We start from the raw sequence: 25,681 nt of genomic DNA on the forward strand, positions 1-25,681 counted from the left end.
GTCAGATACGTCAAATGCGTATTTGGCCGGATTTTTGATTTCTATAGCTTACTTTTGAAATAGAAAAACAGATTTGACTATGTACGGATATTATATATTAATTGGAGCGATAGCGCTGATCAGCTGGCTGGTCAGCAGAAAACTAAAGAATAAATTCAGGCATTACTCTAAAGTACACCTGCAAAATGGGATGAGCGGGGCCGAAATTGCAGAGAAAATGCTGGCAGATCACGGGATTCGCGATGTGAAAGTTATCAGCACGGCTGGAATGCTCACAGACCATTACAATCCCGCCAATAAAACAGTTAACCTCAGTGAGAGTGTTTACAACCAGCGGAATGCCGCAGCCGCAGCCGTGGCAGCACATGAATGCGGACATGCCGTACAGCATGCCCAGGCATATGAATGGCTCACCCTGCGTTCGCGCCTGGTACCTGTAGTAAGCGTTACCTCAGGTATGTCCATGTGGGTAGTTTTGGGAGGTATTATGCTGGGGGCTGCTGCCGGAGTAGGGTTTGGCTACTGGGTAGCTGTTGCAGGGCTTATCATGATGGGTCTAGCAACCCTTTTCAGCTTTATAACCTTGCCTGTGGAATACGACGCCAGCAACAGGGCCCTTGCCTGGCTAAAGCGCCAGAATATGGTAACCCAGCAGGAATATAAAGGTTCTGAAGATGCCTTGAAATGGGCTGCCCGAACCTATTTGGTAGCAGCAATTGGCTCTTTGGCAACTTTGGTGTACTGGGGACTCCAGGTATTGGGCGGACGGGATTAAATACTGATTTGCCGATCGATTTGCTGATCCAGTGAAATGAAGGTCTCGGTCCTTGACACCCCTTCAATTTGCTGGATTTTTTTATTGAGTAGTTGCATCAGGTGTTCATTGTCTTTACAAAGCACCTTAATAAGGATAGACCAATTGCCCGTAGTATAATGGCATTCGAGGATTTCTGGGATTTTCTGAAGTTCTTTGACGGCTGCCGGGTTGCTCATGGCCTTATCCAGAAAGATCCCGATATAGGCCATGGTTGTATAACCAAGGATTTTTGGGTTGATGCGAAACTGGGAACCGGCGAGCAGGCCTGATTTTTCCAACTTTCGAAGGCGCTGGTGGATAGCGGCTCCCGAAATCCCGATTTTTCGTGCAATTTCCAAAACGGGCGTACGGGCGTCTTCCATCAGGAACCTGAGGATTTTTTTGTCAATGCCGTCTATATGCAGGCCTTTGTCCGTGGCTTTCATACGCTTAAAGATAGGATAATTCTGTTGATGCTAACTGGCAACTGAGTCCGGGTTGTAGCCCAGGTAGGGAACCTCAAATTCATTAAATGCGACACCGTATGTCTTCAATTCCTTTAAAATCGGGTCGTACACTTCCTTATGGATGGGAATCTGTACCCCTGGCTGCGTAATCTCTCCATTTAAAATCAGCAGGCAGGCCATGGCCACCGGAAGGCCCACGGTTTTTGCCATCGCCGTTAGTTTTGGGTTTTCGCCCAGCACTACCGTGTTGGAGTCTAGCTGATATTTCTTCCCGTTTAGTTCATATCCGAATTTATGATACATGACGATCATATCGCGATCTTCAGGGCCAAGGGTCCAGCTCCGTTCCAGGATTTCCTGTAAAATTTGGGCAGGGGTACCATTGGCAGTGGTAATGGTCTTGTCTGCATCAAAGAGGTTGATTTCCAATAGCTTCCCCCATATCACGTCGTCCTGGTCTATCTTGAGGTAATGCCGCAGCTTTAGTTCAACGGAGTCTGTTGGAGAATACGGCAGGAACAGGTTTGTAAATTCCCGGTAGGACATACCCTCTGAATTTTCTATGTGATAGCCGTCATCGGTCATCCCCAGCTGAACGAAAATGTTCCAGGCCCTCGAGAAACCGACCCTTCGCATGGTACCCCGGTAAAGCGTAAGGGCTTTATCCAGCCCGTAGGCCTCCCGATAACTCAGGGAGTCCCTGTTTGCGTAGGCCTCAAAGGTGCCGTGGCCTTCTATTTCCAGGAATTCCGTCCGTCGGAAAAGCTTGTGATAGGGGATGTATTTATAGGTTCCTTCCTGAATGAATTTAGCCGCCCCGCCCTGTCCTGCAACCACCACATTGCGGGGGTTCCAGGTAAATTTGTAGTTCCATAGGTTGGTGTCACTTTCGGGAGCGACCAGGCCTCCGGTAAAGGATTCGAAAAGCAGCATTTTTCCGCCTTTCTTTGTGATGCGGTCAATTACTTCCATGGCACTCATGTGGTCGATTCCGGGATCCAGGCCAATCTCGTTCATAAAGATCAGCTTTTTGGAACGGACCTGCTCATCCATTTCCCGCATTTCCTTACTGACATAGGAGGCCGTAACCAGATTTTTTCCAAACTCGAGACAATCTTTGGCCACTTCAATATGCAACCGGGCAGGTAACATCGAGATAACGATAGCTGCCTCCTCAATGGCCTCTCTTCTTTCGGGAGCACTGGAGATATCCAGGGCTATGATTTCCGTGCGCTGGTGGTTTCGGATGCTCTCTGAAATGGTTTCTGGCTGTTTGTCGGCAATGCAAACCAGCAGGTCCTGTTCTTCTGATCTATCCAGAAGGTACTGAATAAGATAGGCGGTAGACTTACCCGCCCCGATAACTAAAATCCGTCTGCTCATGAGGGAAATCGGCAATTTATGGTTGGAATACGAAGGTATCAAATTGTTACATTTGCATGAAAATTCTCCATTGTAGTTATGAACAAAACAATTTTGATTACTGCAGGTTTTCTGGGCCTGACGGCTGTGGTATTGGGAGCCCTGGGGGCGCATGCCCTGGCAGAGAAACTCCCCCCGGCGGCCCTGAAAAGCTTTTCTACCGGAGTTGAATACCAGATGTACCACGCCCTGTTTTTACTATTTCTGGGAAGTACGGACAGACTGCTGATAAAACATAAAAAAGCTATTTTCTGGCTGATCTTTACAGGTGTGATATGCTTTTCCTTTTCGATCTACGGATTGAGCACACAACCCCTGAGCGGGCTTGAACTTGGTAGCATAGCCCTGCTAACGCCTTTGGGGGGGCTGTTGATGATTTCGGGCTGGGGATTGCTGATTTACCGTGTTTTTCGGTCTTTGACCTAACTAATTAAAAAAATGAAGCTTTTGGGGAGGATTTTTTCTAATTTTGCCCAACATAAAAACAACTTCTATGAGTACAACCAGCCAAAATACGAAATCGATTTCGCTGGAAAAGCTGGGTCTGCTTTCAGACCGGATTCATTATCAACTCTCAGCTGAGGAATTGCATGACCTGAGCCTGTCTATGGATTTGGGAAGGGAGGCAGATTCCGGAGCACTGGCTGTCAATACGGGGGAATTTACCGGGCGCTCACCCAAGGATCGATTTATTGTAAGGGATGATGTAACCAAAGACAAAGTCTGGTGGGGCCCAATCAATATCCCATTTGAGCCGGAACAGTTTGATGCACTGTATCAGAAGGTTATCAGCTATTTAAACGATAAGGAACTCTTTGTACGGGATTGTTTTGCCTGTGCCGATCCGCAATACAGCATGGGCATCAGGGTAATCAATGAATACCCCTGGTCCAATCAGTTTGCCTACAATATGTTTATCCGCCCGGAAGAGGAAGAGCTGGAAGATTTCGAAGCGGAATGGACCGTAATCAATGCCCCCGGTTTTAAAGCCGATCCCGATGTTGATGGCACGCGCCAGCATAATTTCGCTATTCTCAATTTTAGCAGGAAAATTGCACTGATAGGAGGAACAGGATATACCGGGGAAATTAAAAAGGGGATTTTTTCCGCGCTTAATTTTATCCTTCCGGTTGACAAAAATACCTTGCCCATGCATTGTTCAGCCAATGTGGGTGAAGATGGGGAAACAGCCATCTTCTTTGGCCTCTCCGGTACCGGAAAAACAACCCTTTCTACAGATCCAACCCGTAGGTTGATCGGGGATGATGAACACGGCTGGACCAGTGAAAACCGAATTTTCAACTTTGAAGGGGGATGCTACGCCAAAGTAATCAACCTGTCCGAGGAGAATGAACCCGATATTTTTAGAGCCATTAAAAAAGGGGCTATCCTCGAAAATGTGATTATGGATGAGGAAGGAGTTGTAGATTTTTCAGACACTTCAATTACCCAAAACACCAGGGTGAGCTATCCAATATACCACATCAAAAACAGGCAGGTTCCTTCTTTTGCCGGTAACCCGAAACATATCTTTTTCCTTACGGCTGATGCCTTTGGGGTATTACCTCCAATATCGAGGCTGACCCCTGCCCAGGCAGCTTATCATTTCATATCCGGCTATACGGCAAAGGTGGCGGGTACCGAAGCAGGGGTTGATGAACCCATCCCATCATTCTCCGCTTGCTTTGGCGCTCCTTTTATGCCCCTGCATCCTACAAAATATGCGGAAATGCTCAGCAGGAAAATGAAGGAGGCCGGTGTGAATGTTTGGCTGGTGAATACCGGATGGACCGGTGGGCCCTATGGTGTAGGAAGCAGGATGCCACTGAAATATACCAGGGCCATGATTCACGCAGCCCTGAGCGGCAAGCTTGGGTTATACACTTATGACAATTACCATATCCATTCGGTATTCGGGGTGGCACAGCCCAGAACCTGTCCTGGGGTTCCAACCCGAATTTTGAGCCCCAGGGCTACCTGGAATAATGATGATGCCTATTACAAAACGGCGTTTAAACTGACCAATGCGTTCCGGGAGAACTTTAAGAAGTTTGAGGAGTACGCCAGTGAAGAGATAAGAAGGGGAGGACCCCAGCGGTATGCGTTTTAGAAAAAAAAGGCTTCCGATCGGAAGCCTTTTTTTATTTCTTGTTTACACTGGTAATATATTTCTGAAGCGCCATGGTCATTGAAGGTGTCTCCGGTGTTGGTGCTTTAATATCAATTCTAAGGCCGGCATCCGTAGCTGCATTCACTGTAGAATTCCCGAATACGGCAATACGGGTATTGTTTTGCTCAAAATCCGGGAAATTTTTGAGAAGCGATTCTATCCCGGACGGACTGAAAAATACCAGTACATCGTAATATACATCCCTCAGGTCAGACAAATCGCTGATCACTGTTTTATAGAAGATACCCCGGGTCCAGTCTACCCCGACCTTTTCCAGAACTTCGGGAATTTGAGGTTTCAGGGAATCTGAAGAAGGGAGCAGATAGGTTTCGTCTTTGTACTTTTTAAACAGGGGCTGCAAATCTGCAAAATTTCGCTTACCCACGTAAATTTTGCGCTTGCGGTACACCACGTATTTCTGCAGGTAGTAGGCTACTGCTTCCGACTGGCAGAAATATTTCATGCTGTCTGGCACCTTAAATCTCATTTCCTCCGCAATCCGGAAAAAATGATCAACAGAGTTACGACTGGTTAAAATGATAGCGGTGTAGCGGGACAGGTCTATCTTTTGCTGCCTTACCGCTTTGGCGTCTACCCCTTCCACATGAATAAATGGCCTGAAATCTACTTTGACCTTCTCTTTCTCAATGAGCCTGGAATATGGGCTATTCTCCATTTTTGGTTCCGGCTGGGATACCAGAATCGTCTTTACCTTCATATAATCAGTCTTTTAGCAAATTCAAAACAAGCAAAAAGGGTGCAATTTCAAGTGCGCAAAGGTACAAAATAAAATAGAAAAAGTGTAGTGCAATCAACTTTTGATGAATTTTCAAAAGGGCTATCCATCCGATTGCATTTGTAAGGATTATTAAGAATATACCTGTTAAAACCACTGTCTTGTTACCTGGGAACACATAAGTCAGTAATACACATGCCAGGAACATGATAAGAGCACTGTAGTTGAAGTAAGTACTCTTGATAAACACCAGGGACCCCATCAGTTTCTCGGCATTAAAAATATACCCGGCTGTGAGTTGCAAGCTTATTTTGAGTAAAAGGAAAATAAACACGCCCCCGGTAAAATATAAAAAGGCTACTGCCGTATCGGGGAAAGTATCTTCAAAAAGTGCTGCTGATCCCAGTGCGAGAAACAGCCCCATGGAGATAAGTGAAAACAAACTAAGGGAAAGGTGGAAGCCGTTCAGGAGTAAGCCTTTCTTATTGTAGAGAAACAGGTATTTGTTATTAAAAGGCAAAATGATGAAATTGAGGAACCGACCATAGAAAAAAGACTTTGCAAAAACCAGGCAAAGCAGCCCCAGGAATAGTACGGCAGTTATCCAGTCAATAGCCGGCAGGCTTCGTTCCAGGGCTTCCATTATCGTTCAATTTTCTGGTTAGCTCCGTTTAACCCCCAATACAGATTCTCTCTGGCAAGGCTAGCCCTGAAGTAGGCAGGGTCGGGAATTTTTGTTTCCGGGAATACAAAGGGGATGTAGGTGCTGTCCCGGCTATGCAATACGGATTTTTCGGAAACGCCTGGAGTTGGTTCAACAGGAACAAAGTCCTTTACATTTTTATACCGGTCCAAAAAGGCTACTCCCAATTTTAATTCTTCCAGAAGAATGTCATTGGGGTACGGATTGTAAATCCACATCCTAACCTCCTGCCCGTGGCGTACCTCCTGTTCTGGAATAACCCCGGCCTGAATCTTCCGGTAAGACGTGAAAGAATCTATAAAATAACCGTACCGCTTTTCCCCGCTTCCGTCCAGATAGTACAGCGGCCTTTCTGCCCTGCTCCTCGGGACATAAAAGATCCGATGCCCCTGCACCCGTTGCTCTGAATCATCAATAGAGTACTGGTTTTTTCTGTAGTAAATATTGTTCAGGCTAAAAGAGAGGTTCCCTGAGTAAAAGGCATACATAGAAGCCAGTCTGTAGGAGTTTTCAAATACCACGGGATGTTCCCCAACCACTTCTTCGAGGCTGGCAACCCATTTTTTATTTCCGTGGGTTTCATACTTCACTGGGAATAAAGGTTCATAAACCAGGCCTGCCCGAAGGAACAAAAGGATTATTACATTGATAACAGAGAGTCGGTAGAGCCATTTTCTGAATATTTTATGATCCATCGCATAATACACCACCATCAGGGCCATTGGGATGCAAATGACAATAAGCCATTGGGTCTGTACCCTCCTTTGAAAACTGGAAGCGAAAAAAAAGATGAGGATGCCGTAGGTGATGAATTTCAGCGCCCGGTTAAAGGGGTCTTTGCCCGGAAACTTGTAAAGGGCCCAGTAGGCCAAGGGAAAGGTAAGCCCAAAAAGGGCGACCAGGTTCAGAACGTACCCCGCTGTAAACTTGGTAAAACTGTAGGCCTGGTTTGGCCGATCAAAAAGATGGTATTTTATGGAGACCAGATCCTGCTCAAACAGCCACCAAAGGTGGGGGGTATAACACAACAGGGAGACCGCTAAAGCTATCCAGGCCCTGGGGTCCTTCAGGAGTTTCAGGTTGGAAAGCAACAAGAAAATAATTACCAGTGCTGCGTGGTATTTACTGTACATTAACCCGGCCATTACAAGGCCCAGCAAGACGGCATTGATGGTGTCCGGACGGTGGAGGAAGTTTCGGTATTGGAACAGAAACAAGGCTGTAAAAAACAAAAGAGGTGTGTCGGGCAGGCTTAAAAAGCCATACGCGTGCAGCAGCGGGATGGAAATCAGCCAAATAAAGCAAACCCAGACAGCTACGGGAGCCTGTTTGAAACGGATCATTTTCCAGAGCAACCAAAGCGTGCCCACCCCCATCAGGCAGGAAATAAAACGCACCCCGAGTTCTCCGTCAAAGAGCACCCCACCCAGCGCTATCATCCATGCAACCATAGGGGGGTGGTCAAAATACCCCCAGGAGACATTCTGTGCATAATACCAATAGTATGACTCATCGTAAATTAGCTCAGTAGCGAAAGCCTGCAGCAGATTTAAAAGAAACAATGCCCCTAGTAGCATATAGAACAGCCGCGGGGATAAATGTCTCATAGGCGTCAAAATTCGGTCAAAGTTACAAAATCTGGCAAAGGCTTATCTGCCTGTCCCTATAAAAATCAAGGCAGCAGACCAGAGGGCGTTTTAAAATTGGTATTTTTGGCAAAAATCCCGGTTTGTATGTCGGAAGGACTGGTAATTATACCCACTTACAACGAAATCGAAAATATCGAAGCGATCATTAGAGCGGTTTTTGACCTGCCCAGGGCATATGATGTTTTAATAGTTGATGACAATTCCCCAGACGGAACGGCTCAAAAAGTCCTTGAATTACAACAGCAGTTTCCGGAATCCCTCTTTCTCGAGAAGCGGGAGGGTAAAACCGGCCTGGGGACCGCATATATCCACGGGTTCAAATGGGCTTTACAGCGGTCCTATGAATATATTTTCGAGATGGATGCAGACTTTTCGCATCGTCCGAGCGATCTGACCAGGCTACACAGGGCATGCCTGGACGGGGCGGATATGTCTATTGGATCGCGTTATAAAAAAGGTGTAAATGTGGTAAACTGGCCCCTGAGCAGGATACTCTTATCCTATGGGGCTTCTTTCTATGTGAAGATCATTACCGGAATGCGGATACACGATCCCACTGCGGGGTTTGTTTGCTATCACAGAAAGGTGCTGGAAGCTATAGACCTGGATGCCGTTCGTTTTATAGGTTATGCTTTTCAAATCGAAATGAAATACAGGGCCTACCGAAAGAAATTCAGGATTCAGGAAGTCTCCATTGTTTTTACGGATCGTGAAAAGGGGCAGTCCAAAATGAGTAAAACAATTGTTTGGGAGGCTATCTTCGGGGTAATGAGTATGAGGCTTAGAAGTCTGTTTAACAAAAATGGATTTTAAATGAAAAAATTGCTTTTAAAAAATGCGCGTCTGGTCAATGAGGGACAGATACGCGAGGGAGATTTACTAATTGACGGGTTGTATATCAGCAGAATAGGGAGTGAGCTTTCAGAACCGGAAACGGAAGTCCTTGATTTGGAGGGAAAATATTTGCTTCCGGGCCTGATTGATGACCAGGTGCATTTCCGGGAACCCGGCCTGACACATAAAGGGGATATTGCCTCAGAGAGCCGGGCGGCCATAGCCGGGGGGATTACCAGTTTTATGGAACAACCCAATACGGTACCTCAAACAACGACCATTGAAAAACTGGAAGAAAAATTCAGTATTGCAGCCAAAAACTCCTATGCCAATTATTCCTTCCTCTTCGGAGGTACCAACGATAACCTGGAAGAATTAAAACGACTGGACAAACTCAGTTGCAGTGGGGTAAAGTTGTTCCTCGGGTCTTCAACCGGGAATATGCTGGTAGACGATCAGCAGGTTCTGGAACAGATATTCCGAAGTACGGAAATGGTCATTTCAGCACATTGCGAAGATGAGCCAACGATTCGTAAAAATTTAGCCCATTACAAAGAGCTTTATGGAGAGGATATTCCGATGGACTGCCACCCGAAAATAAGGAGTTCCGAAGCGTGTTATCTCTCTTCATCCCGAGCCATTGACCTTGCCAGGGAAACCGGGGCACGGCTTCATGTCTTTCACTTGTCTACCGGCAGGGAAACCGCATTATTCCGGAATGATATTCCCCTTTCCCAAAAGAAGATTACAGCTGAGGTCTGTATACATCACCTTTGGTTCTCCGAGGAAGATTACAGGGAAAAGGGTAGCCTTATCAAATGGAACCCGGCGGTAAAATCTGCAACCGACCGGGAACAGCTGTGGGACGCACTCCTGGATGATCGCATAGATGTTTTAGCTACCGACCACGCCCCGCATACTTTGGAAGAAAAACAAAACCCCTATGCCTCCGCTCCTTCCGGCGGGCCACTGGTACAGCATGTGCTGCCAGCACTAATGGAAAAGGTCCGGGAAGGAAAGATCAGCCTTGAAAAGGTAGTTCAAAAAATGTGTCACAACCCGGCCATCCTATTCCAGCTCGAAAAAAGGGGGTATCTCCGGGAAGGCTATTTTGCAGATTTGGTTGTGGTGGATCCGAATAATCCCTGGACGGTAAGCCCGGATAATATCCTGTACAAATGCGGTTGGTCTCCTTTCGAAGGTCAGCGTTTTGGTTCACAAATTGTACACACCTTTGTAAATGGCCATCTGGCCTATAATCAGGGATCGATTTCCCCTCAGCGGAATGCCCGAAGATTAACCTTTGACCGATGAAACTGAAAACCTTCTTTTTATTGCTCTTTCTGGCTTCAGCTGCTTGCAGTGAAAAGCTGGTAGAAAAACCGGAGAACCTTATCCCTGAAGAGAAGATGATATCTGTTTTGTACGATATGGCCTTGCTGGATGCCATAAAAAGCAGTCATCCCCAGGTTATTGCCAGTAACAAGGTTTACGTAATGGACTTTCTGTACGAGAAGTACGGTATAGACAGCCTTCAATTTGTTAAAAGTGACTTATACTACGCCTCCATCCCGTCCAAATATCAGGCTATTTACAAAGCTGTGGAAGACCGGTTGTCCCGTGAGCGTGACAGTATAACCAATCTCATTCAGGAAGGGGAGAAGGACACAGAGATAGATGAACAGGAAGAGGAATATGAAAATTAAGTTCCGGAGGTATCCTTAAAGTGGCTGGAACAAATGCGAAGAACATCTTCAAGGGGTTGAAAATCCATGGGAATGGCTTTGCAAATCCTGCGATTATCGTATTTCTTTGGATTTTTTAAGGAATGTGCCACCGCTTTACTAAGCCGGCGTTTTCCTCCGCCAAGGGCGCATCGCAACCAATCTGCCCTCCAGAGGACCTCCAGCATCCAGGATTTCAATTCTTTTTCAGGCGGGGCCACGCCTAACAGCTTCGAAATAGCGTCGAACACTTTTTTAAAACTCAGGTTTTCGCCTACCAGGATAAACCGTTGCTGGTAGATTTCGGATTCCATTAATTTCCGCATGGCCTTTACGACATCCCATACACCAACAAACCCTGTTCCTCCCGGGGGGTAGTATTGAATTCCCGATGCCAGGCGGGTAAAAAACCAACCGCTGCCCCTGCGCCAGTTGCCAGGCCCGAAAATTACCCCCGGGTTTACGATTGCAATTTTCAAACCTTCTTCCCCGCCCCGCCAAACTTCCATTTCTGCGAGGTATTTACTGGTGGCGTAAACATTGGAGTGGGCTGCATCCCATGGGTCTTCCTCGTCCAGTATTTCTTTATTTCCTGAAATGGTGGCTATGGAACTGGTATAGCACAATTGACCTACGCCTTTGGCGAGGCACATGTTTACAATGTTTGCGGTACCCTCGTAATTGGCCTTCAGAAGCTTTTCTTCATTTTTAGGGTCGAAGGAGATATAGGCTGCCGTGTGGTAGACGGTTCTTACCCCCTCGAAAGCCTTTTCCAGGGATGGGATTTCGGTTATATCACCCGCTATCCATTCAATCTTTTCAAAAAGGGCGGTACCCTTTTCCCCATACCACTCAAAGAGTTCCTTAACCTGATCTATTTTGGAGGCGTTCCGGTAAAGTGCCCGTATTTTCTCCCCATCCTCTGCCAGGGCGTGTAATAGATGACTGCCAACAAGCCCGGTTGCTCCTGTTACTAAAACCATGAGCTAAAATTAGGCATTCATTGGATATCTGCGGCAATACAAAAGACTAAAGCCCCTATTTAATTATATTTGCTGCGAAAAATTACGATTGATGAATTCCAATTTTGTAAATGAATTGAAGTGGAGGGGCATGTTGCATGATGCCATGCCGGGGACTGAGGAGCACCTGCTTTCCGGAATGCATTCGGCCTATGTGGGGATTGACCCGACGGCAGATTCGCTGCATATCGGCCATCTGGTAGGAGTGATGATGCTAAGGCATTTCCAGCTTGCCGGACACAAACCGATTGCCCTCATTGGTGGGGCAACAGGGATGATCGGGGATCCTTCAGGAAAGTCTTCTGAGCGAAATTTACTGGATGAAACCACCCTCAGACTGAACCAGGAAGCCATCAAAGGGCAACTCTCCCGTTTCCTGGATTTTGACAGTGAGGCAGCCAATGCGGCCATACTGGTCAACAATTACGATTGGATGAAAGACTTTAGATTTCTTGAATTTATCCGGGATGTGGGCAAGCATATTACGGTGAATTACATGATGGCTAAAGATTCCGTGAAAAAGCGTTTATCTGAAGACTCAAAAGAAGGGATGTCCTTTACGGAATTCACCTACCAACTGGTGCAGGGATATGATTTTTTATATCTGTACCGCAATTACGGATGCAGCCTTCAAATGGGAGGTAGCGACCAGTGGGGGAATATAACCACCGGGACGGAACTGATCCGCCGCATCGAGGGAGGGAAAGGATATGCCCTCACCTGCCCGCTTATTACCAAGGCAGACGGAACCAAATTCGGAAAAACAGAAAGCGGGAATGTGTGGTTGGATGCCCATCGCACCTCTCCGTATAAATTCTATCAGTATTGGCTGAATACTTCCGACCATGACGCTGCCAAATACATCAGGATTTTCACCTTTATGAGCCGTGCCGAAATTGAGGACCTGATCAGCCAGCATCAGGAGGCACCCCACCTGAGGCAGTTACAGCGAAAACTGGCAGAAGAAATCACAATCATGGTACATTCAAAACAGGATCTGGAAAATGCCGAAATGGCGAGTTCTATCCTGTTTGGTAAAGCCACTGCAGAAGAGCTGAAGAAACTGGATGAGGCCACTTTTATGGAAGTTTTTGAAGGGGTTCCCATGGCTGAGGTTAAGAGGGATGCCATTGAAAATGGGATGGACATGATTGCAGCCCTTTCCGCAGAAACAGGTTTTCTGAAGTCCAACGGAGAGGCGCGGAGGGAACTTCAGCAAAATTCCATTTCAGTCAATAAAGCAAAGGTTACGGATAATTATACGATTACCCCTTCGGACCTGATAAGCGATAAATTTATACTGCTACAGCGGGGGAAGAAAAATTACTTTGTGCTGATTGTACAGTAAGGCAGACAGTTGCTCCAAGGAGAACCTTTTGCCCTGTTAAAAAATACTCACCCTTTAGAGGGCCATCAGGTTGCATCCACGAATATCGGAATGGTCGAAACGACCGAGTACCTCAAATTGCCCCTTAGGTTTTAAGCGTCCCAGGTCCTGGGTAGCCAGAAAGGAACAGGAATACTGATTGGCCAGGTCAATAATATTGATCCCTCCTGTTCTCTCGGGTTCCAGAAAACTTAAAGGATCTTCGGTATCCCTGAGGAGTACCCGCATCCAGGGAGGGCTTTGGAATAAGCCATTTCCTTTTGAATAGGCCTGAGAAAGCAGTTCGGTCATCCCGTATTCGGAATGGATTTTAGGAAGGCCAAGACCCCTGCAAAGAATTTTGTGTAATTCTTCGCGAACCATTTCTTTTCTTCTTCCTTTCATGCCCCCGGTTTCCATGGCGATGGTATTTTTCAGGCTCAGGGGATGGTTTTGGGCCAGATCCAGCAGCGCAAAGGAGACCCCGATAAGCAGTACGGGGCTACCCTGATCATCTATTTTCTGCAGTTCTCTGGCGAAGGCCTTCAGATCTGTCTTAACAAAGCCACTCTGTGGATGCCCGCTGCGCCTGATCAGTTCGGATACCATATAAATCAGGGATGATCCGGGCCTTTCCTGGTAAGAAGGCAGGAGTGCGAGGACACAAAAATTCTGAGCCGGCCCATAGAAAAGTTCAAAGGCCTTTAAAAAACTCTCGCGATAGAGCTGCAGGTCTGCTACCGGGTGCCTGCTTAGCTTACTTCCTGTAGTTCCGCTGCTTGTGAAAACAGTTTCAGGTCGAAGCCCGTTTTGAATGATGGAATGGGTTTTGAAAAATTCAATGGGGAGAAACGGAATATTTTCAATTCTTTCAGTGTTGGAAGGGTTGCGCCCCAGGTAATCACAGAACTCCCTGTAGGGTGCCAGATGCTGGTATTGATTCTGAAAAGTTTTCAGGCAAAGAGCCTGAAAATCTGCTTCATTTTCAATTTGAAATATTTGTTCAGGATGCATTGGAAATACAATGCTCAAAAGTAGCTAAATTTCGGCTGTTTGAAAATTAGAGGGGCAGGAGAGGGGTCGTTTTTACCGGACGACAAGTTTTTTTGTAGCTACCAGGTCTTTCTGTCTGATCTGTACCATGTAGACCCCTGGAACCAACTGGTCTATCGTAAGGCTGTTGGTTGTGGTCCGCCGCTCAATAACCACCTTGCCAAAAAGGTCAAATATCATGATGGTTTTGGGCGATTTGTCTGAAGTTTCAATGTAGATCACATTCTCAAGTGCAGGATTTGGATGCAACTTGAACTCAAGTGCTTCCTTGCCGGCAGAATCGTCTTTGCTTTGGGCAGAAAGGGTATAGCAGCCCAACAGGCATATGAGCAGGTATAAATACCTCATTGTAGGTTATTGATTTGGGATCAACGCTTTAAATATAGAGCAAAGCCGAAAAGTCCAGTTGCTTTTGTTGTGTAATTCGCGTTTTTGTAGGTGAATTCAACGCCGCTTTCCGTTGATCGATAAATCAATACACTTTATCGATGGTATAAATGAGCCAACATCTCCCTTAAGAGAGCTATTTTACAATAAGTTTACGGGTAGCCACTTTATCTTTTTCATATACCTGTATCAGGTATACGCCTGCTTCCAGCCGGCTCAGGTTTAACTCGTTGCCCAGGATTTTTGTTTCAAGCACGGGAGTGCCTAAAACGTCGAATATCCGAATGGTTTTAGGGGCATTATTGGCAGTAACGATGTACAATTTACCCTGGGTAACCGGGTTTGGGTATAATTTGAAGCCTTCAATATCCCCCCTGCTCTGAGTTTGCTGCCCAAATCCAGTACTGACAATCAAAAAGAAAACAAAGGTGTAAAAGTGCTTCATACGCAAGTAGCAACAAATGCTGTGCCACAAAGATATTGTTTTTGCTTTCCAATAAACCTCCGGAGCCTTTAATTTAGGATAAAAATCGATGAAATGCACACTTAAGATTCCATTCGGGGAATTTTTGATGGACAGATGTTATCAAATTGTTAGGTTTACGAAAATCGGTCTTTGGGTTATTTGTCTTGCGGTATTATCTTTATTTTTGATAAGTACTCTTTAAACCTATCTTCATGAAAAAGCAGGATATCAAGATATTACTGGTAGACGATGAACCCGATATCCTGGAAATCCTCAGCTACAACCTCTCCTCGGTGGGATATCAGGTTTTTACGGCTAAGAATGGAGTGGAAGCCATAGAAAAGGCAAAAAAGAAATCGCCCCATCTGATCATCCTCGATGTAATGATGCCAGAGATGGATGGTATTGAAGCCTGTGAAATCCTCCGTAAGACCAAAGGGCTCGAGAATACAATAATCTGCTTCCTCACGGCCCGGTCTGAAGACTACTCACAGGTGGCCGGCTTCGATGCCGGGGCAGACGATTATATTACCAAACCAATCAAGCCAAAAGTATTCCTGAGCAAGGTAAAGGCACTGCTTCGACGCCTTAGGGAAGATGAGGGCCCTGCTGAGATCATGAAAGTTGGCAATCTGGTGATCAATCGTGAAGAATACAAGGTGGTCAATAATGGAGAGGAACTCATCCTGCCGCGAAAAGAATTTGAATTGCTGGCGCTTCTTGCTTCCAAGCCAGATAAAGTATTTAAGAGAGAAGTAATTCTGGACCGGGTCTGGGGTCAGGAAGTGGTGGTAGGCGGGCGTACCATTGACGTACATATCCGCAAGCTGCGGGAAAAAATTGGGGACGACCACTTTAAAACCGTAAAGGGGGTTGGCTATAAGTTCGTGGAATAATGGCCATAAAGCTTCGAAAATCCTATCGATTTGCACTTCGCTCCTCCGTATATATTTCTTTGGTAATCTGCTTTGGCGTCTTAGTATTCCTGTATTATGAAGATTTACTGAAGGAATACTGGCCCTGGTACCTGGTTTTTATTGTGCTCACATTCACCATGTCCTTCGTGGTGCTCCAAATTCGGGTGGAGAATTTTATTTACCGCCGCATCAAACAAATCTATGACGATGTTTCCCTTCTGGAGTCTTCCTCATTCGCTTCACGGCCTATCACCACAGATATGAAGACGCTAACCGAGGAGATTGAAAAGTTCGCAAAGGATAAAAAGGTGGAGATCGACACCCTTAAGATCCGGGAGGAGTACCGTAAAGAATTCCTGGGGAACGTCTCCCATGAATTAAAGACCCCCTTGTTTACCGTACAGGGTTATATACACACTTTGCTTGACGGGGCCATGGAGGATAAAAAAGTGCGCAAAAAATACTTGCAGCGGGCGGCCAAAGGGGTAGAACGCCTCATTTACATAATCAAGGATCTGGACCTGATCACCAAGCTCGAAATAGGAGACCTGCATCTGGAATGGGAAGATTTTGATATAATAGAACTCATACAGAACATTTTTGACCTGCTCGAAATGAAAGCTGCGAAAAAAGGGATTTCCCTGGTTTTTGATACCCGTTACACCAGCCCGGTTTACGTTCATGCAGATAAGGAAAAGATTCAGCAGGTGATCACCAATCTTCTGGTAAATTCGATCAAGTATGGCCACCAGGACGGCACTACGGAAGTAAGCGTGGAAAACCTTATCAAGAACAAGGTTATTGTCAGGGTTACCGATAACGGGGAGGGAATTGAACCCCAGTTTCTCACCCGTATTTTTGAGCGCTTCTTCAGGGTGGATCAGAGCGGAAGCCGGAAGGAAGGAGGCTCCGGACTGGGCCTGGCCATCGTAAAACATATTATTGAGGCGCACAATGAAAAAATATACGTGGAAAGCGTTGTGGATGTAGGTTCGGAGTTCTCATTTACCCTGGAAAGAGCCAGTGCCCCCAAAAAAGAAGAGACTGCCAAAGCCTGAATTTAACTAGTTTTGTGAAACACGCGAACGCTGTTTATGGGGAGTAAAAACAAATTAAAAAGATTCAGGGATAACGAAACCTTCAGGAACGTGGTTCAGCCAGGCAGGGAGGAATTGCTGGAAGGAAAATTTAAGCAGCGCGGAAGATGGCATGAATTTTTTGGCAACCCTAACCCTATCATCCTGGAACTGGGGTGCGGTAAGGGTGAATATACGATAGAGCTGGCCCGGCGCAGTCCTGAAGCCAATTATATCGGGATGGATATTAAGGGAGCACGTCTCTGGAGAGGCGCCAAAACGGCGCTGGAGGAATCGATAGATAACGCAGCCTTTATAAGAAGCCAGGCAGAATTGCTCGAGCAACTTTTCAAGCCGGGTGAAATAAGTGAAATATGGATCACCTTTCCGGATCCTCAGATAAAATACAAGCGGACCAAGCACCGGCTGACCAACGCAGCCTTTTTGGACCGCTACCGCCGGATTCTAAAGAAGGACGGCTTGGTCCACCTGAAAACAGACAGCGAGTTCCTGCATGGATATACCCTGGGGATGCTACAGGGAAAGGGTCTTAAGATCCATTATTCGAACCACGATATTTACCGCAACGGTGGGGCGCCCGACGAGGCGTTATCCATACAGACTTTTTACGAAAAAGGTTACCTTGAACAAGGGAAGGCCATAACCTATCTGCAATTTAGCCTGGAGCCATCATGACCCATCTGCTCATCCTTTTTTTTGCAACCTTTTCCGCTGCTTTTATGGCAACGGTACCCCCGGGGTTGTTGAATATGAACGCTGCTAAAACCTCAGTAGAAAAAGGGAAATTAAACGGGGTGATTTTCAGCCTTGGGGTATCCACTATGATCATGGTACAGGCGTATATTGCCGTTCTGATCTCTAAATTTTTGTACCGGAACCCGGAAATAATCAAATGGCTGCAAGTAGCAGCCCTTATCGTTTTTAGTTTTTTTGCTGTTTATTTTTTCCTGCTGGCGCGAAGGAGCAGCCAAAAACCCATTAAAATGGTTCGCGTAAGCAAGAAGAACAGTTTTTTTAAGGGATTACTGCTGGCGGCTCTGAATTTTCTGACCATCCCCTATTACAGCGCCCTGAATGCCATGTGGAATGCCTCCGGCTGGATTCAGTTTAAAATATCAGATATAGCCACTTTTATCTTTGCCGCCGGATGCGGCACTTTTTCAGTACTTTATCTGTATACGGTTTACTTCACCAAACTGGAATCGAAAACGGAGACCTTCTCCAAGAATTCCAATTATATCCTCAGTGTGCTAATGCTCATACTGCTGGTAATCACATTGATACGGATCTTTTATACCTGATGCTTTAGGAAATGGACAAAGAAGGCTTTTTTGAAAAGGTTTACGATGTTGTGCGGCAGATACCCTATGGCAGGGTAACTTCTTACGGTGCCATTGCCCGATACCTGGGAACCGGCAGAAGTGCCCGTATTGTTGGCTGGGCCATGAATAATGCCCATCACCTGGAGGATGTTCCCGCCCACAGGGTAGTTAACCGGAATGGCCTGCTTACCGGCAAACACCATTTTGCCGGCAGCAATTTGATGCAGCAACTTCTGGAAAATGAGGGGGTAATAGTAAGACAGGATCAAATTGTAAACTTTCAGAAGCATTTCTGGGATCCTGCCACGGAGCTTAGGGCCCCACTGGAGTAGTGATTGAATATTTCCACAGCTTTTAGAAAGGTGCTTTTGCATTTGGGTTTCAAGCCGTATCTTTGCAATTTAGAATGAATTTGAATAATTGCTATGGATGTGAAGCTCGATAAGAAAGATATCCTCCGCGCACTGGAGAAAATTACCGTTCCCGGCGAAGGGGAGAATATGGTAGCAAGCGGGGCTGTGCAGAACATCCAGGTTTTCGGGGATGAGGTGGTGGTAGACATCACCATTAAAAACCCGAGTTTACAGGCACGTAAAAAAACAGAGGTCAGCATATTAAAGACCATCCACGAAGAGGTTTATCAGAAGGCAAAAATTACGGTTAACCTGAAAGTGGATGCCCAGGCCAAGCCTCAGGCGAATCAGATCAAAGGAAAGCAAATCCCTGGAATTCAGAATGTAGTTGCCATAGCCAGTGGAAAAGGCGGTGTCGGGAAATCTACAGTTGCAGCCAACCTGGCTGTTAGCCTGGCCAAAATGGGTTTTGAGGTAGGATTACTGGATGCAGATATCTACGGCCCTTCCATGCCCATTATGTTTGATGTGGCCCAGGACAAGCCCATGGCAGTGCAGATTCAGGGAAAGTCCAAAATGCGGCCGGTTGAAAATTATGGAGTAAAGCTATTATCCATTGGATTCTTTACACAGCCAGACCAGGCAGTTATATGGCGGGGTCCCATGGCCTCCAAGGCCCTGAACCAAATGATATTTGACGCCCATTGGGGCGAGCTGGATTTCTTACTGGTAGACCTGCCACCGGGAACCGGGGATATTCACCTGAGTATCATGCAGGCCCTTCCCGTAACCGGGGCCGTGGTGGTTAGTACGCCTCAGCAAATTGCACTGGCCGACGCCCGTAAAGGGGTTGCCATGTTCCAGCAGGAGGCCATTAGTGTGCCTGTTCTGGGGATATTGGAGAATATGGCCTATTTCACTCCGGAGGAACTCCCTGATCATAAATACTATATTTTTGGCAAGCAAGGAGCAAAAAACCTCGCTGAAGACCTTAAGATTCCTTTTCTGGGTGAGATCCCATTGGTACAGAGCATAAGGGAAGCCGGAGATGTGGGCAGACCTGCAGCATTGCAGGAAGGAAGCCCCACCGAGGCGGCTTTTAAGCATGCTACAAGACAAATGGTAGAAGAACTGGTAAGGAGGAACAAAGACCTTCCGCCTACCGAGGCTATAAAGATTACGACAATGGCAGGTTGTGCTGCCGTAAAAAAGAAGTGAAAATGACCTCTCAGGAATTAAAGAGTAAAGTGGAGGCTGCCCTTGAGGAGATCCGTCCGTTTCTGCAAAGCGACGGAGGAGATATCTCCCTGGTATCCATAGAGGAGGACAAACGTGTTTTGGTCCGACTCCAGGGGAATTGCGTAGGGTGCAGCGTAAACCAGATGACATTGAAAAGCGGGGTGGAAATGACCATAAAAAAACATGCCCCACAGATTGAACAGGTTGTTAACCTGGATTGATTCTTGAGAGTTCATCTGAAAGATAAGACGGAGATTACTCAATGATTAAAACAGATATACTGATTATAGGTGCCGGCCCAACAGGGCTTTTTGCAGTTTTTGAGGCTGGTCTTTTACAGCTGAAGTGCCATTTGATCGATGCACTCCCGCAGGCCGGGGGACAATGTGCTGAAATTTATCCCAAAAAGCCGATTTACGATATTCCGGGATTTCCCGAAATACTTGCAGGAGACCTGGTGGCGAACCTGATGGAACAGATAAAACCCTTTCAACCAGGGTTTACCCTTGGAGAACGAGCAGAGACTATTGAGCCTCAGGAAGATGGCACCTTTATTGTTACCACTAATGAAGGCACCAGACACCAGGCGCCGGTTGTTGCCATTGCAGGGGGGCTGGGTAGTTTTGAACCCAGGAAGCCCATCTTAAAGAACCTGGAGAAATTCGAAAATAAAGGGGTTTCTTATTTGATTCGGGAGCCCGAAATGTACCGCGGGAAGCGGGTGCTCATTGCCGGAGGCGGTGATTCAGCCCTGGACTGGAGCATCTATCTCGCAGAAATTGCCGAATCAGTAACCCTGGTCCACCGCAGAAATGAATTCAGGGGAGCCCTGGATTCTGTTGAAAAAGTACAGGAACTGAAAAATCAGGGTAAAATCAACCTGATTACACCTGCGGAGGTTGTAGGTCTGGAAGGGGAGGAGCAGCTGCAGGCCCTACTGGTACAAAAGGTGGGGGAAGACGAGGAGAAAAGGCGGATAGAAGTAGATGCTTTCATCCCGTTATTCGGATTGTCTCCCAAGCTGGGCCCTATCTCAAACTGGGGTCTGGAAATAGAAAAGAACGCGATCCGGGTAAATAACAGTCTGGATTATCAGACCAATATTCCCGGAATTTATGCTATAGGGGATGTCAATACCTATCCTGGAAAACTGAAGCTGATTTTATGTGGTTTTCACGAAGCCACTCTGATGGTACAGAGTGCCTATCAGCGAATTTACCCCAATAAGCGGTATGTGCTTAAATATACCACAGTAGGCGGAGTGCAGGGGTTTGACGGCAGTAAGAAAGAAGCTCCCAAAGCAGTGGTGAAAACCATTGAATAGGAGATTAAATCACAATTTTGCTATGAGTGAAATACGGGTTCATATAACAGACCGGAAAGGAGTCAGCCACCAGGTGGATGCGCCTACGGATATGAACATGAATCTTATGGAGCTGGTCCGGGTCTTTGAACTGGCCCCGGAGGGAACCATAGGGGTTTGCGGGGGGATGGCAATGTGCGCCTCCTGTCAGTTTTATGTCAATTCCGATCACGACCTTCCCGAAAAGACAGAAGATGAAGAGGCCATGCTGTCTGAAGCATTTTTCGTGAATGAAAAAAGCAGATTGGGATGCCAGATCCACCTTACCAATGATTTGAACGGGCTGCAGGTAGAACTCGCCCCGGAAGGGTCATAATTACGGCTCGCTTTAAACCATATGGGCTAAAAGCCCACAAAAACCCTGTCCCGTTTTAACCGACGGGTTCCTGCCGCTTTGGGGCGGGAGCATATGTCCTGAAAAGGGATGCTCAGGCGATAATCTTCTCCCTTCTGAGAAAGGTGTCCAAACTATCTGCAATATCAAAGCACCTACTGAATTTAGAAGGCTCATTTTTAAAACGCGACTCGTCTTTGTGGTCGGTACATTTGAATCCGGACAGATGGATTTCTTCAAAATTCTTGTTGATACGTTTGCATTTTTCGTACATACCATCGATGCTCTCATCGGCATGTGGCTCAATGGAATTAAGAACCAGGAACCCTTTCAGGTAATTTTCAATAGCCGCATGCGAATTGCTGCAAACAAGGGGAGCAACAACATCTTCCTCCGGACGGCATAATTCATCATTTGCTTCCCTCAATTTTTGGATGGCATCCTCAAACAAGAGACTGGCTTGATTTTTCATGAGTGACAAATTTTATTATGGTTTACATATGTATATCTTATATGCTTATTAAGGGTTACATATTTCTGAACAACTCCAAACGTTCCCATCGGTTTTCGACTTCTTCCTGAGCCTTTTGCAACAATTCCTCCCCTAAATCAGCATCCTCCTTGGCAACCCTTTTGAAGCGGGTTTCATTATACATGAATTCACTGATAGGCATACTCGGTTGTTTGGAATCCAGTTTGAATTTTTTGCCCTTGGGTTTGGACGGATCAAATCTGAAAAGTGGCCAGTAGCCCGAAGCAACTGCTTTTTCCTGCTGCAAGGCCCCATCTTTCAAATCATAACCGTGTTCCCCGCAATGGGAGTAAGCTACAATCAGGGATGGTCCGGGATATTCCGCAGCTTCTTCTATGGCACGTAAAGTTTGCAGGTCTTTGGCACCCATGGCTACCTGTGCCACGTATACATTTTCATATGAAATGGCCTGCAGTGCCAGGCTCTTTTTACCGGTCCTTTTCCCGGATACGGAAAATTTGGCACTTGCGCCCAAGGGGGTAGCCTTGGAGGTTTGTCCGCCGGTATTTGAGTATACTTCTGTATCCAGCACCATTATATTGATGTCTTCCCCGGATGCCAGCACATGGTCCAGACCTCCGTATCCAATGTCGTAAGCCCAGCCGTCTCCGCCAACTACCCATACTGATTTTCTGCGCAGGTAATCCGTTAGTCGCAACAGTTTTTTGGCATCGTCCGATCCACTGGTTTTAAGGACATTTCGGAGGCGGTCCAGGTCTTTGAATTTTTGGCTGCGCTCCTCTTCATTGGTTTCAGGGTTTTCCAGAATGGCCTGCACCAATTCCTTTCCAACCAGGGATTCCTGGGAACGAAGCAGGGCAGCCGCTATTTCCTGTTTTTTCTTCAGGGCCAGTTTCATCCCGAAGCCAAATTCAGCATTGTCCTCAAACAGGGAGTTCGCCCATGCCGGCCCTCTGCCTTCTTTATTGGTCTTGTAAGGGGTGGTGGGTAAATTACCTCCGTAAATGGAGGAACAGCCGGTTGCATTTGCAATTAAGATGCTATCCCCGTAGAGCTGGGTCAGCATTTTTATGTAGGGGGTTTCCCCGCAGCCCGAACAGGCTCCCGAAAATTCGAATAGCGGTTCGAGGAACTGAGATCCTTTTACATTGGTTATCTGCAGGGCCGCCCGGTCGTAATCAGGCAGCTTAATGAAGTAGTCCCAATTGGCGTCTTCCACCTGATCTACCTCGATTTTTTTCCTCATGTTGATGGCCTTGAAGTTTTCAACCTGCTTACTCTCTGCCGGACAAACCGCCACGCAGAGATCACAGCCGGTACAATCTTCAGGGGAAACCTGTAAAATATAGGATTCAGTCTCGCTATTAAACGGCCTTCCCTTGGCAGGTACTGCTTTCAGGCTCGCCGGGGAACCTTTCAGGTAGTCATTCGGAACTACCTTGGCGCGAATGGCAGCATGCGGGCAGATGGCAACACATTTATTGCATTGGGTACAAAGGTCAGCATCATCCCAGACGGGGATAAAATTGGCAATACCTCTTTTTTCGTATTGGGATGTTCCTGTGGTAAAAGTACCGTCTACCGGGAACGCACTTACCGGGAGTTCATCTCCCCTGCCGGCCAGGATGGTCCCCAGTACTTCCTTGACAAAGGGATCCGTTGTTCCCGTCATCATGGATTTAAGGCCCATATTGCTGGTAATCTCATCGGGATAATCCACTTTTTGCAGGTGTTGCAGGGCAGTATCAACCGCCTCAAAGTTCATCTGTACAACCTTATCTCCTTTATGGGCATATGATTTCACGATGGCATCCTTGATTTTCTGAATGGCTTCTTCTCTGGGAAGAATTCCTGATATAGCAAAGAAGCAGGTCTGCAGTACCGTGTTGGTGCGCTTACCCAGTTTGGCTTCTTCGGCCACGCCGGAAGCATCGATAACGTAAAAATCCAATTGGTTTTCCACGATCTGTTTTTGCATCCCATGCGGTAGCTTATCCCAGATTTCTGTATTCGGGAAGGGGGCATTCAGGAGGAAAGTCCCACCTTTTTTGATATTTTTCAGGATATCGTACTTCTCTATAAAATTAAACTGGTGGCAGGCAATAAAATCGGCCTTGTGGATCAGGTAAGTGGAATGTATGGGATTTGGTCCGAATCTCAGGTGGGAAACGGTTTGTGCCCCTGCCTTTTTTGAATCGTATACAAAATATCCCTGCACGTAGTTATCGGTGGTTTCCCCGATAATTTTAATGGAATTTTTATTGGCCCCAACCGTTCCGTCAGATCCCAGGCCATAGAACATACAGTTGAAAGTGCTTTTAACAGTTTCAAGGCGCTGCCCTACTTCCAGGCTTTTGTGTGTAATGTCATCTGTAATCCCAATTGTAAAATGGTTTTTTGGTGCCTCCTTGTCCAGCTCGTCAAAGACCGCTTTTACCATGGCAGGATCAAATTCTTTGCTGGATAGCCCATAACGTCCACCAATAAGCAAAGGGGTTTTGCGATCGCTCTCTGCAAAGGCGGTGAGTATATCCAGGTATAAAGGTTCCCCTGTGCCTCCGGGTTCTTTGGTTCGGTCCATGACGGCAACTTTGGACACGGTTTTGGGCAGGGAGTCTATAAAATGTGCAATCGAAAAGGGCCTGAAAAGCCGGACAATGACGGCTCCTACTTTTTCGCCCTTTTTAACCAGGGTGTCTACCGCCTCAATAACCGGTCCCTGACCGGAGCCCATAATTACCATTAATTTTTCAGCTTCGGGGTGGCCGATGTATTCAAATAGCTTGTATTGGCGCCCGGTATGCCGATAAAATTCATCCATGGTATCCTGCACGATTCCCGGCACTTTATCGTAAAAGGGGTTGGATGCCTCTCGGGCCTGAAAAAATACATCCGGATTCTGGGAGGTCCCGCGCACTACAGGGTGGTCAGGATCCAGTGACCTTTCCTTATGGGCCATGATGGCCTCCTCTGGCATCATTGCCTTGATGATGTCATCGGGAATGGCATCGATTTTGGAAATTTCATGTGAAGTCCTGAATCCGTCAAAAATATTTAAGAAAGGTACTCTTGACTTAAGCGTGGCAACTTGCGCAATAAGTGCAAAATCCATTGCTTCCTGTACAGAACCGCCAAAGAGCATCGAAAAGCCGGTTTGCCTCGCAGCCATCACATCCGAGTGATCCCCAAAAATGGACAGGGCATGCGTGGCAACCGTTCGGGCTGCAATGTGTATAACGCCCGGGAGCAGTTCCCCCGCTATTTTATACATATTCGGGATCATTAACAACAATCCCTGAGAAGCTGTAAAAGTGGTGGTTAGCGCCCCTCCCTGTAAGGATCCGTGAACGGCACCGGCCGCTCCGCCCTCACTCTGCATCTCTACAATCCTGGGCACATTGCCCCAGATATTCTTTTCGCCTTTTGAGCTGAATATATCTACATGCTCCCCCATGGGCGATGCCGGAGTGATGGGGTAAATGGCGCAGACCTCATTGGTTTTATGCGCTATTCTGGCTACTGCTTCATTGGCATCGCAAATGAGCTTCGGGAATTCTTTTTTCATGACAGGAAGGTTTATTATAATGCTGGATGTTCAAATAGGAAGCCTCTCTGTACGTGCATGTGTTTGGTTTACACCCCTTGAGAGTCCACCGATTCTTATAAAAATACGCAGCCTAAGAATCTCATAATATGATATTTATCATCGATATAAGTATCCTTGCCGGCTGTAGCCACGGATAGCATATCTGAAGGTTTCCGACAGAT

At 46.6% G+C, this 25,681-nt stretch carries 27 protein-coding genes; 16 read left to right on the top strand and 11 right to left on the bottom strand.

Features of this window, described 5'->3' with window-relative positions; genetic code table 11:
* Window positions 1–79 precede the first annotated feature (79 nt).
* Window positions 80–775 (top strand): zinc metallopeptidase, encoded by a 696-nt coding sequence (locus ACT6NV_RS07990; RefSeq protein WP_445383956.1) that lies wholly within the window; start codon window positions 80–82, stop codon window positions 773–775.
* Here the strand turns inward: ACT6NV_RS07990 and ACT6NV_RS07995 are convergent.
* Window positions 772–1,242: an Lrp/AsnC ligand binding domain-containing protein gene (locus ACT6NV_RS07995; protein WP_445383957.1), complete on the bottom strand. Its 471-nt coding sequence runs from the start codon at window positions 1,240–1,242 to the stop codon at window positions 772–774. The two genes, ACT6NV_RS07990 and ACT6NV_RS07995, sit on opposite strands and share 4 nt — an antisense overlap.
* 30 nt (window positions 1,243–1,272) lie before the next feature.
* Complete coding sequence (locus ACT6NV_RS08000) at window positions 1,273–2,646, bottom strand: saccharopine dehydrogenase family protein (protein ID WP_445383958.1); 1,374 nt, start codon at window positions 2,644–2,646, stop codon at window positions 1,273–1,275.
* A gap of 78 nt (window positions 2,647–2,724) precedes the next feature.
* On the opposite strand from ACT6NV_RS08000, the gene ACT6NV_RS08005 reads away from it, so the two are divergent.
* Together ACT6NV_RS08005 and pckA are read left to right on the top strand one after the other, a co-directional pair.
* On the top strand, window positions 2,725–3,111 hold the full coding sequence (locus ACT6NV_RS08005) for a DUF423 domain-containing protein (protein ID WP_445383959.1): 387 nt from the start codon (window positions 2,725–2,727) through the stop codon (window positions 3,109–3,111).
* 67 nt (window positions 3,112–3,178) lie between these two features.
* Window positions 3,179–4,795, top strand: coding sequence for a phosphoenolpyruvate carboxykinase (ATP) (gene pckA, locus ACT6NV_RS08010; RefSeq protein WP_445383960.1), 1,617 nt, complete (start codon window positions 3,179–3,181; stop codon window positions 4,793–4,795).
* A gap of 31 nt (window positions 4,796–4,826) precedes the next feature.
* On the opposite strand, the gene ACT6NV_RS08015 is transcribed toward pckA, so the two are convergent.
* From ACT6NV_RS08015 to ACT6NV_RS08025, 3 genes are read right to left on the bottom strand one after another with little or no spacing between them, the layout of a single operon-like run.
* Window positions 4,827–5,573, bottom strand: a complete 747-nt coding sequence (locus ACT6NV_RS08015) for a uroporphyrinogen-III synthase (protein ID WP_445381091.1) — start codon at window positions 5,571–5,573, stop codon at window positions 4,827–4,829.
* Between the two features lie 4 nt (window positions 5,574–5,577).
* On the bottom strand, window positions 5,578–6,234 hold the full coding sequence (locus ACT6NV_RS08020) for a DUF4271 domain-containing protein (protein ID WP_445383961.1): 657 nt from the start codon (window positions 6,232–6,234) through the stop codon (window positions 5,578–5,580).
* Window positions 6,234–7,901 (bottom strand): ArnT family glycosyltransferase, encoded by a 1,668-nt coding sequence (locus ACT6NV_RS08025; RefSeq protein WP_445383962.1) that lies wholly within the window; start codon window positions 7,899–7,901, stop codon window positions 6,234–6,236. The genes ACT6NV_RS08020 and ACT6NV_RS08025 overlap by 1 nt, the downstream gene beginning before the upstream one ends.
* 126 nt (window positions 7,902–8,027) lie before the next feature.
* Between ACT6NV_RS08025 and ACT6NV_RS08030 the strand changes: the two genes are divergently transcribed.
* The 3 genes from ACT6NV_RS08030 to ACT6NV_RS08040 are packed head-to-tail and all read left to right on the top strand — an operon-like array spanning window position 8,028 to window position 10,483.
* Window positions 8,028–8,756: a polyprenol monophosphomannose synthase gene (locus ACT6NV_RS08030; RefSeq protein ID WP_445383963.1), complete on the top strand. Its 729-nt coding sequence runs from the start codon at window positions 8,028–8,030 to the stop codon at window positions 8,754–8,756.
* Window positions 8,757–10,091, top strand: a complete 1,335-nt coding sequence (locus ACT6NV_RS08035) for a dihydroorotase (RefSeq protein WP_445383964.1) — start codon at window positions 8,757–8,759, stop codon at window positions 10,089–10,091.
* Window positions 10,088–10,483, top strand: coding sequence for a DUF4296 domain-containing protein (locus ACT6NV_RS08040; protein ID WP_445383965.1), 396 nt, complete (start codon window positions 10,088–10,090; stop codon window positions 10,481–10,483). The genes ACT6NV_RS08035 and ACT6NV_RS08040 overlap by 4 nt, the downstream gene beginning before the upstream one ends.
* Here the strand turns inward: ACT6NV_RS08040 and ACT6NV_RS08045 are convergent.
* Entirely contained in the window at window positions 10,480–11,484 is a 1,005-nt protein-coding gene (locus ACT6NV_RS08045; protein ID WP_445383966.1) for an NAD-dependent epimerase/dehydratase family protein, read from the bottom strand. The two genes, ACT6NV_RS08040 and ACT6NV_RS08045, sit on opposite strands and share 4 nt — an antisense overlap.
* A 91-nt stretch (window positions 11,485–11,575) precedes the next feature.
* Between ACT6NV_RS08045 and tyrS the strand changes: the two genes are divergently transcribed.
* A complete protein-coding gene (gene tyrS / locus ACT6NV_RS08050) occupies window positions 11,576–12,871 on the top strand; it encodes a tyrosine--tRNA ligase (RefSeq protein WP_445383967.1) in 1,296 nt (431 codons plus the stop codon).
* A 54-nt stretch (window positions 12,872–12,925) separates the two neighbouring features.
* Here the strand turns inward: tyrS and ACT6NV_RS08055 are convergent, their stop codons facing one another.
* From ACT6NV_RS08055 to ACT6NV_RS08065, 3 genes are all read right to left on the bottom strand, one after another.
* Window positions 12,926–13,921 carry a LuxE/PaaK family acyltransferase gene (locus ACT6NV_RS08055; RefSeq protein WP_445383968.1) on the bottom strand — a complete coding sequence of 332 codons (996 nt, stop codon included), beginning with the start codon at window positions 13,919–13,921 and terminating at the stop codon, window positions 12,926–12,928.
* A 54-nt stretch (window positions 13,922–13,975) separates the two neighbouring features.
* Entirely contained in the window at window positions 13,976–14,290 is a 315-nt protein-coding gene (locus tag ACT6NV_RS08060; protein ID WP_445383969.1) for a T9SS type A sorting domain-containing protein, read from the bottom strand.
* Window positions 14,291–14,465: 175 nt separating this feature from the next.
* Complete coding sequence (locus ACT6NV_RS08065) at window positions 14,466–14,774, bottom strand: T9SS type A sorting domain-containing protein (RefSeq protein ID WP_445383970.1); 309 nt, start codon at window positions 14,772–14,774, stop codon at window positions 14,466–14,468.
* A 233-nt stretch (window positions 14,775–15,007) separates the two neighbouring features.
* Between ACT6NV_RS08065 and ACT6NV_RS08070 the strand changes: the two genes are divergently transcribed.
* The 9 genes from ACT6NV_RS08070 (at window position 15,008) to ACT6NV_RS08110 (ending at window position 21,402) form a co-directional block, all read left to right on the top strand.
* Window positions 15,008–15,691: a response regulator transcription factor gene (locus ACT6NV_RS08070; RefSeq protein ID WP_445383971.1), complete on the top strand. Its 684-nt coding sequence runs from the start codon at window positions 15,008–15,010 to the stop codon at window positions 15,689–15,691.
* On the top strand, window positions 15,691–16,770 hold the full coding sequence (locus ACT6NV_RS08075) for a sensor histidine kinase (protein WP_445383972.1): 1,080 nt from the start codon (window positions 15,691–15,693) through the stop codon (window positions 16,768–16,770). Before ACT6NV_RS08070 ends, ACT6NV_RS08075 begins: the two co-directional genes overlap by 1 nt.
* A 36-nt stretch (window positions 16,771–16,806) precedes the next feature.
* Window positions 16,807–17,484 carry a tRNA (guanosine(46)-N7)-methyltransferase TrmB gene (gene trmB, locus ACT6NV_RS08080; protein ID WP_445383973.1) on the top strand — a complete coding sequence of 226 codons (678 nt, stop codon included), beginning with the start codon at window positions 16,807–16,809 and terminating at the stop codon, window positions 17,482–17,484.
* Window positions 17,481–18,110, top strand: coding sequence for a LysE family transporter (locus ACT6NV_RS08085; protein WP_445383974.1), 630 nt, complete (start codon window positions 17,481–17,483; stop codon window positions 18,108–18,110). Before trmB ends, ACT6NV_RS08085 begins: the two co-directional genes overlap by 4 nt.
* Window positions 18,111–18,121: 11 nt before the next feature.
* Window positions 18,122–18,463 carry an MGMT family protein gene (locus ACT6NV_RS08090; RefSeq protein WP_445383975.1) on the top strand — a complete coding sequence of 114 codons (342 nt, stop codon included), beginning with the start codon at window positions 18,122–18,124 and terminating at the stop codon, window positions 18,461–18,463.
* 99 nt (window positions 18,464–18,562) lie between these two features.
* Window positions 18,563–19,702, top strand: coding sequence for a P-loop NTPase (locus ACT6NV_RS08095; protein WP_445386680.1), 1,140 nt, complete (start codon window positions 18,563–18,565; stop codon window positions 19,700–19,702).
* Window positions 19,703–19,704: 2 nt separating this feature from the next.
* The gene (locus tag ACT6NV_RS08100; protein WP_445383843.1) at window positions 19,705–19,944 is read left to right on the top strand and encodes a NifU family protein; all 240 of its coding nucleotides are present in this window, start codon (window positions 19,705–19,707) and stop codon (window positions 19,942–19,944) included.
* Window positions 19,945–19,985: 41 nt separating this feature from the next.
* Window positions 19,986–21,047: an NAD(P)/FAD-dependent oxidoreductase gene (locus ACT6NV_RS08105; protein ID WP_445383976.1), complete on the top strand. Its 1,062-nt coding sequence runs from the start codon at window positions 19,986–19,988 to the stop codon at window positions 21,045–21,047.
* Between the two features lie 22 nt (window positions 21,048–21,069).
* Window positions 21,070–21,402, top strand: coding sequence for a ferredoxin (locus tag ACT6NV_RS08110; RefSeq protein ID WP_445383977.1), 333 nt, complete (start codon window positions 21,070–21,072; stop codon window positions 21,400–21,402).
* Between the two features lie 112 nt (window positions 21,403–21,514).
* Here the strand turns inward: ACT6NV_RS08110 and ACT6NV_RS08115 are convergent, their stop codons facing one another.
* Window positions 21,515–21,892, bottom strand: a complete 378-nt coding sequence (locus ACT6NV_RS08115) for a HEPN domain-containing protein (protein WP_445383978.1) — start codon at window positions 21,890–21,892, stop codon at window positions 21,515–21,517.
* 55 nt (window positions 21,893–21,947) lie between these two features.
* Complete coding sequence (nifJ, locus tag ACT6NV_RS08120; RefSeq protein ID WP_445383979.1) at window positions 21,948–25,478, bottom strand: pyruvate:ferredoxin (flavodoxin) oxidoreductase; 3,531 nt, start codon at window positions 25,476–25,478, stop codon at window positions 21,948–21,950.
* Window positions 25,479–25,681 lie beyond the last annotated feature (203 nt).

The sequence above is a fragment of the Robiginitalea insularis genome, from assembly GCF_052497835.1.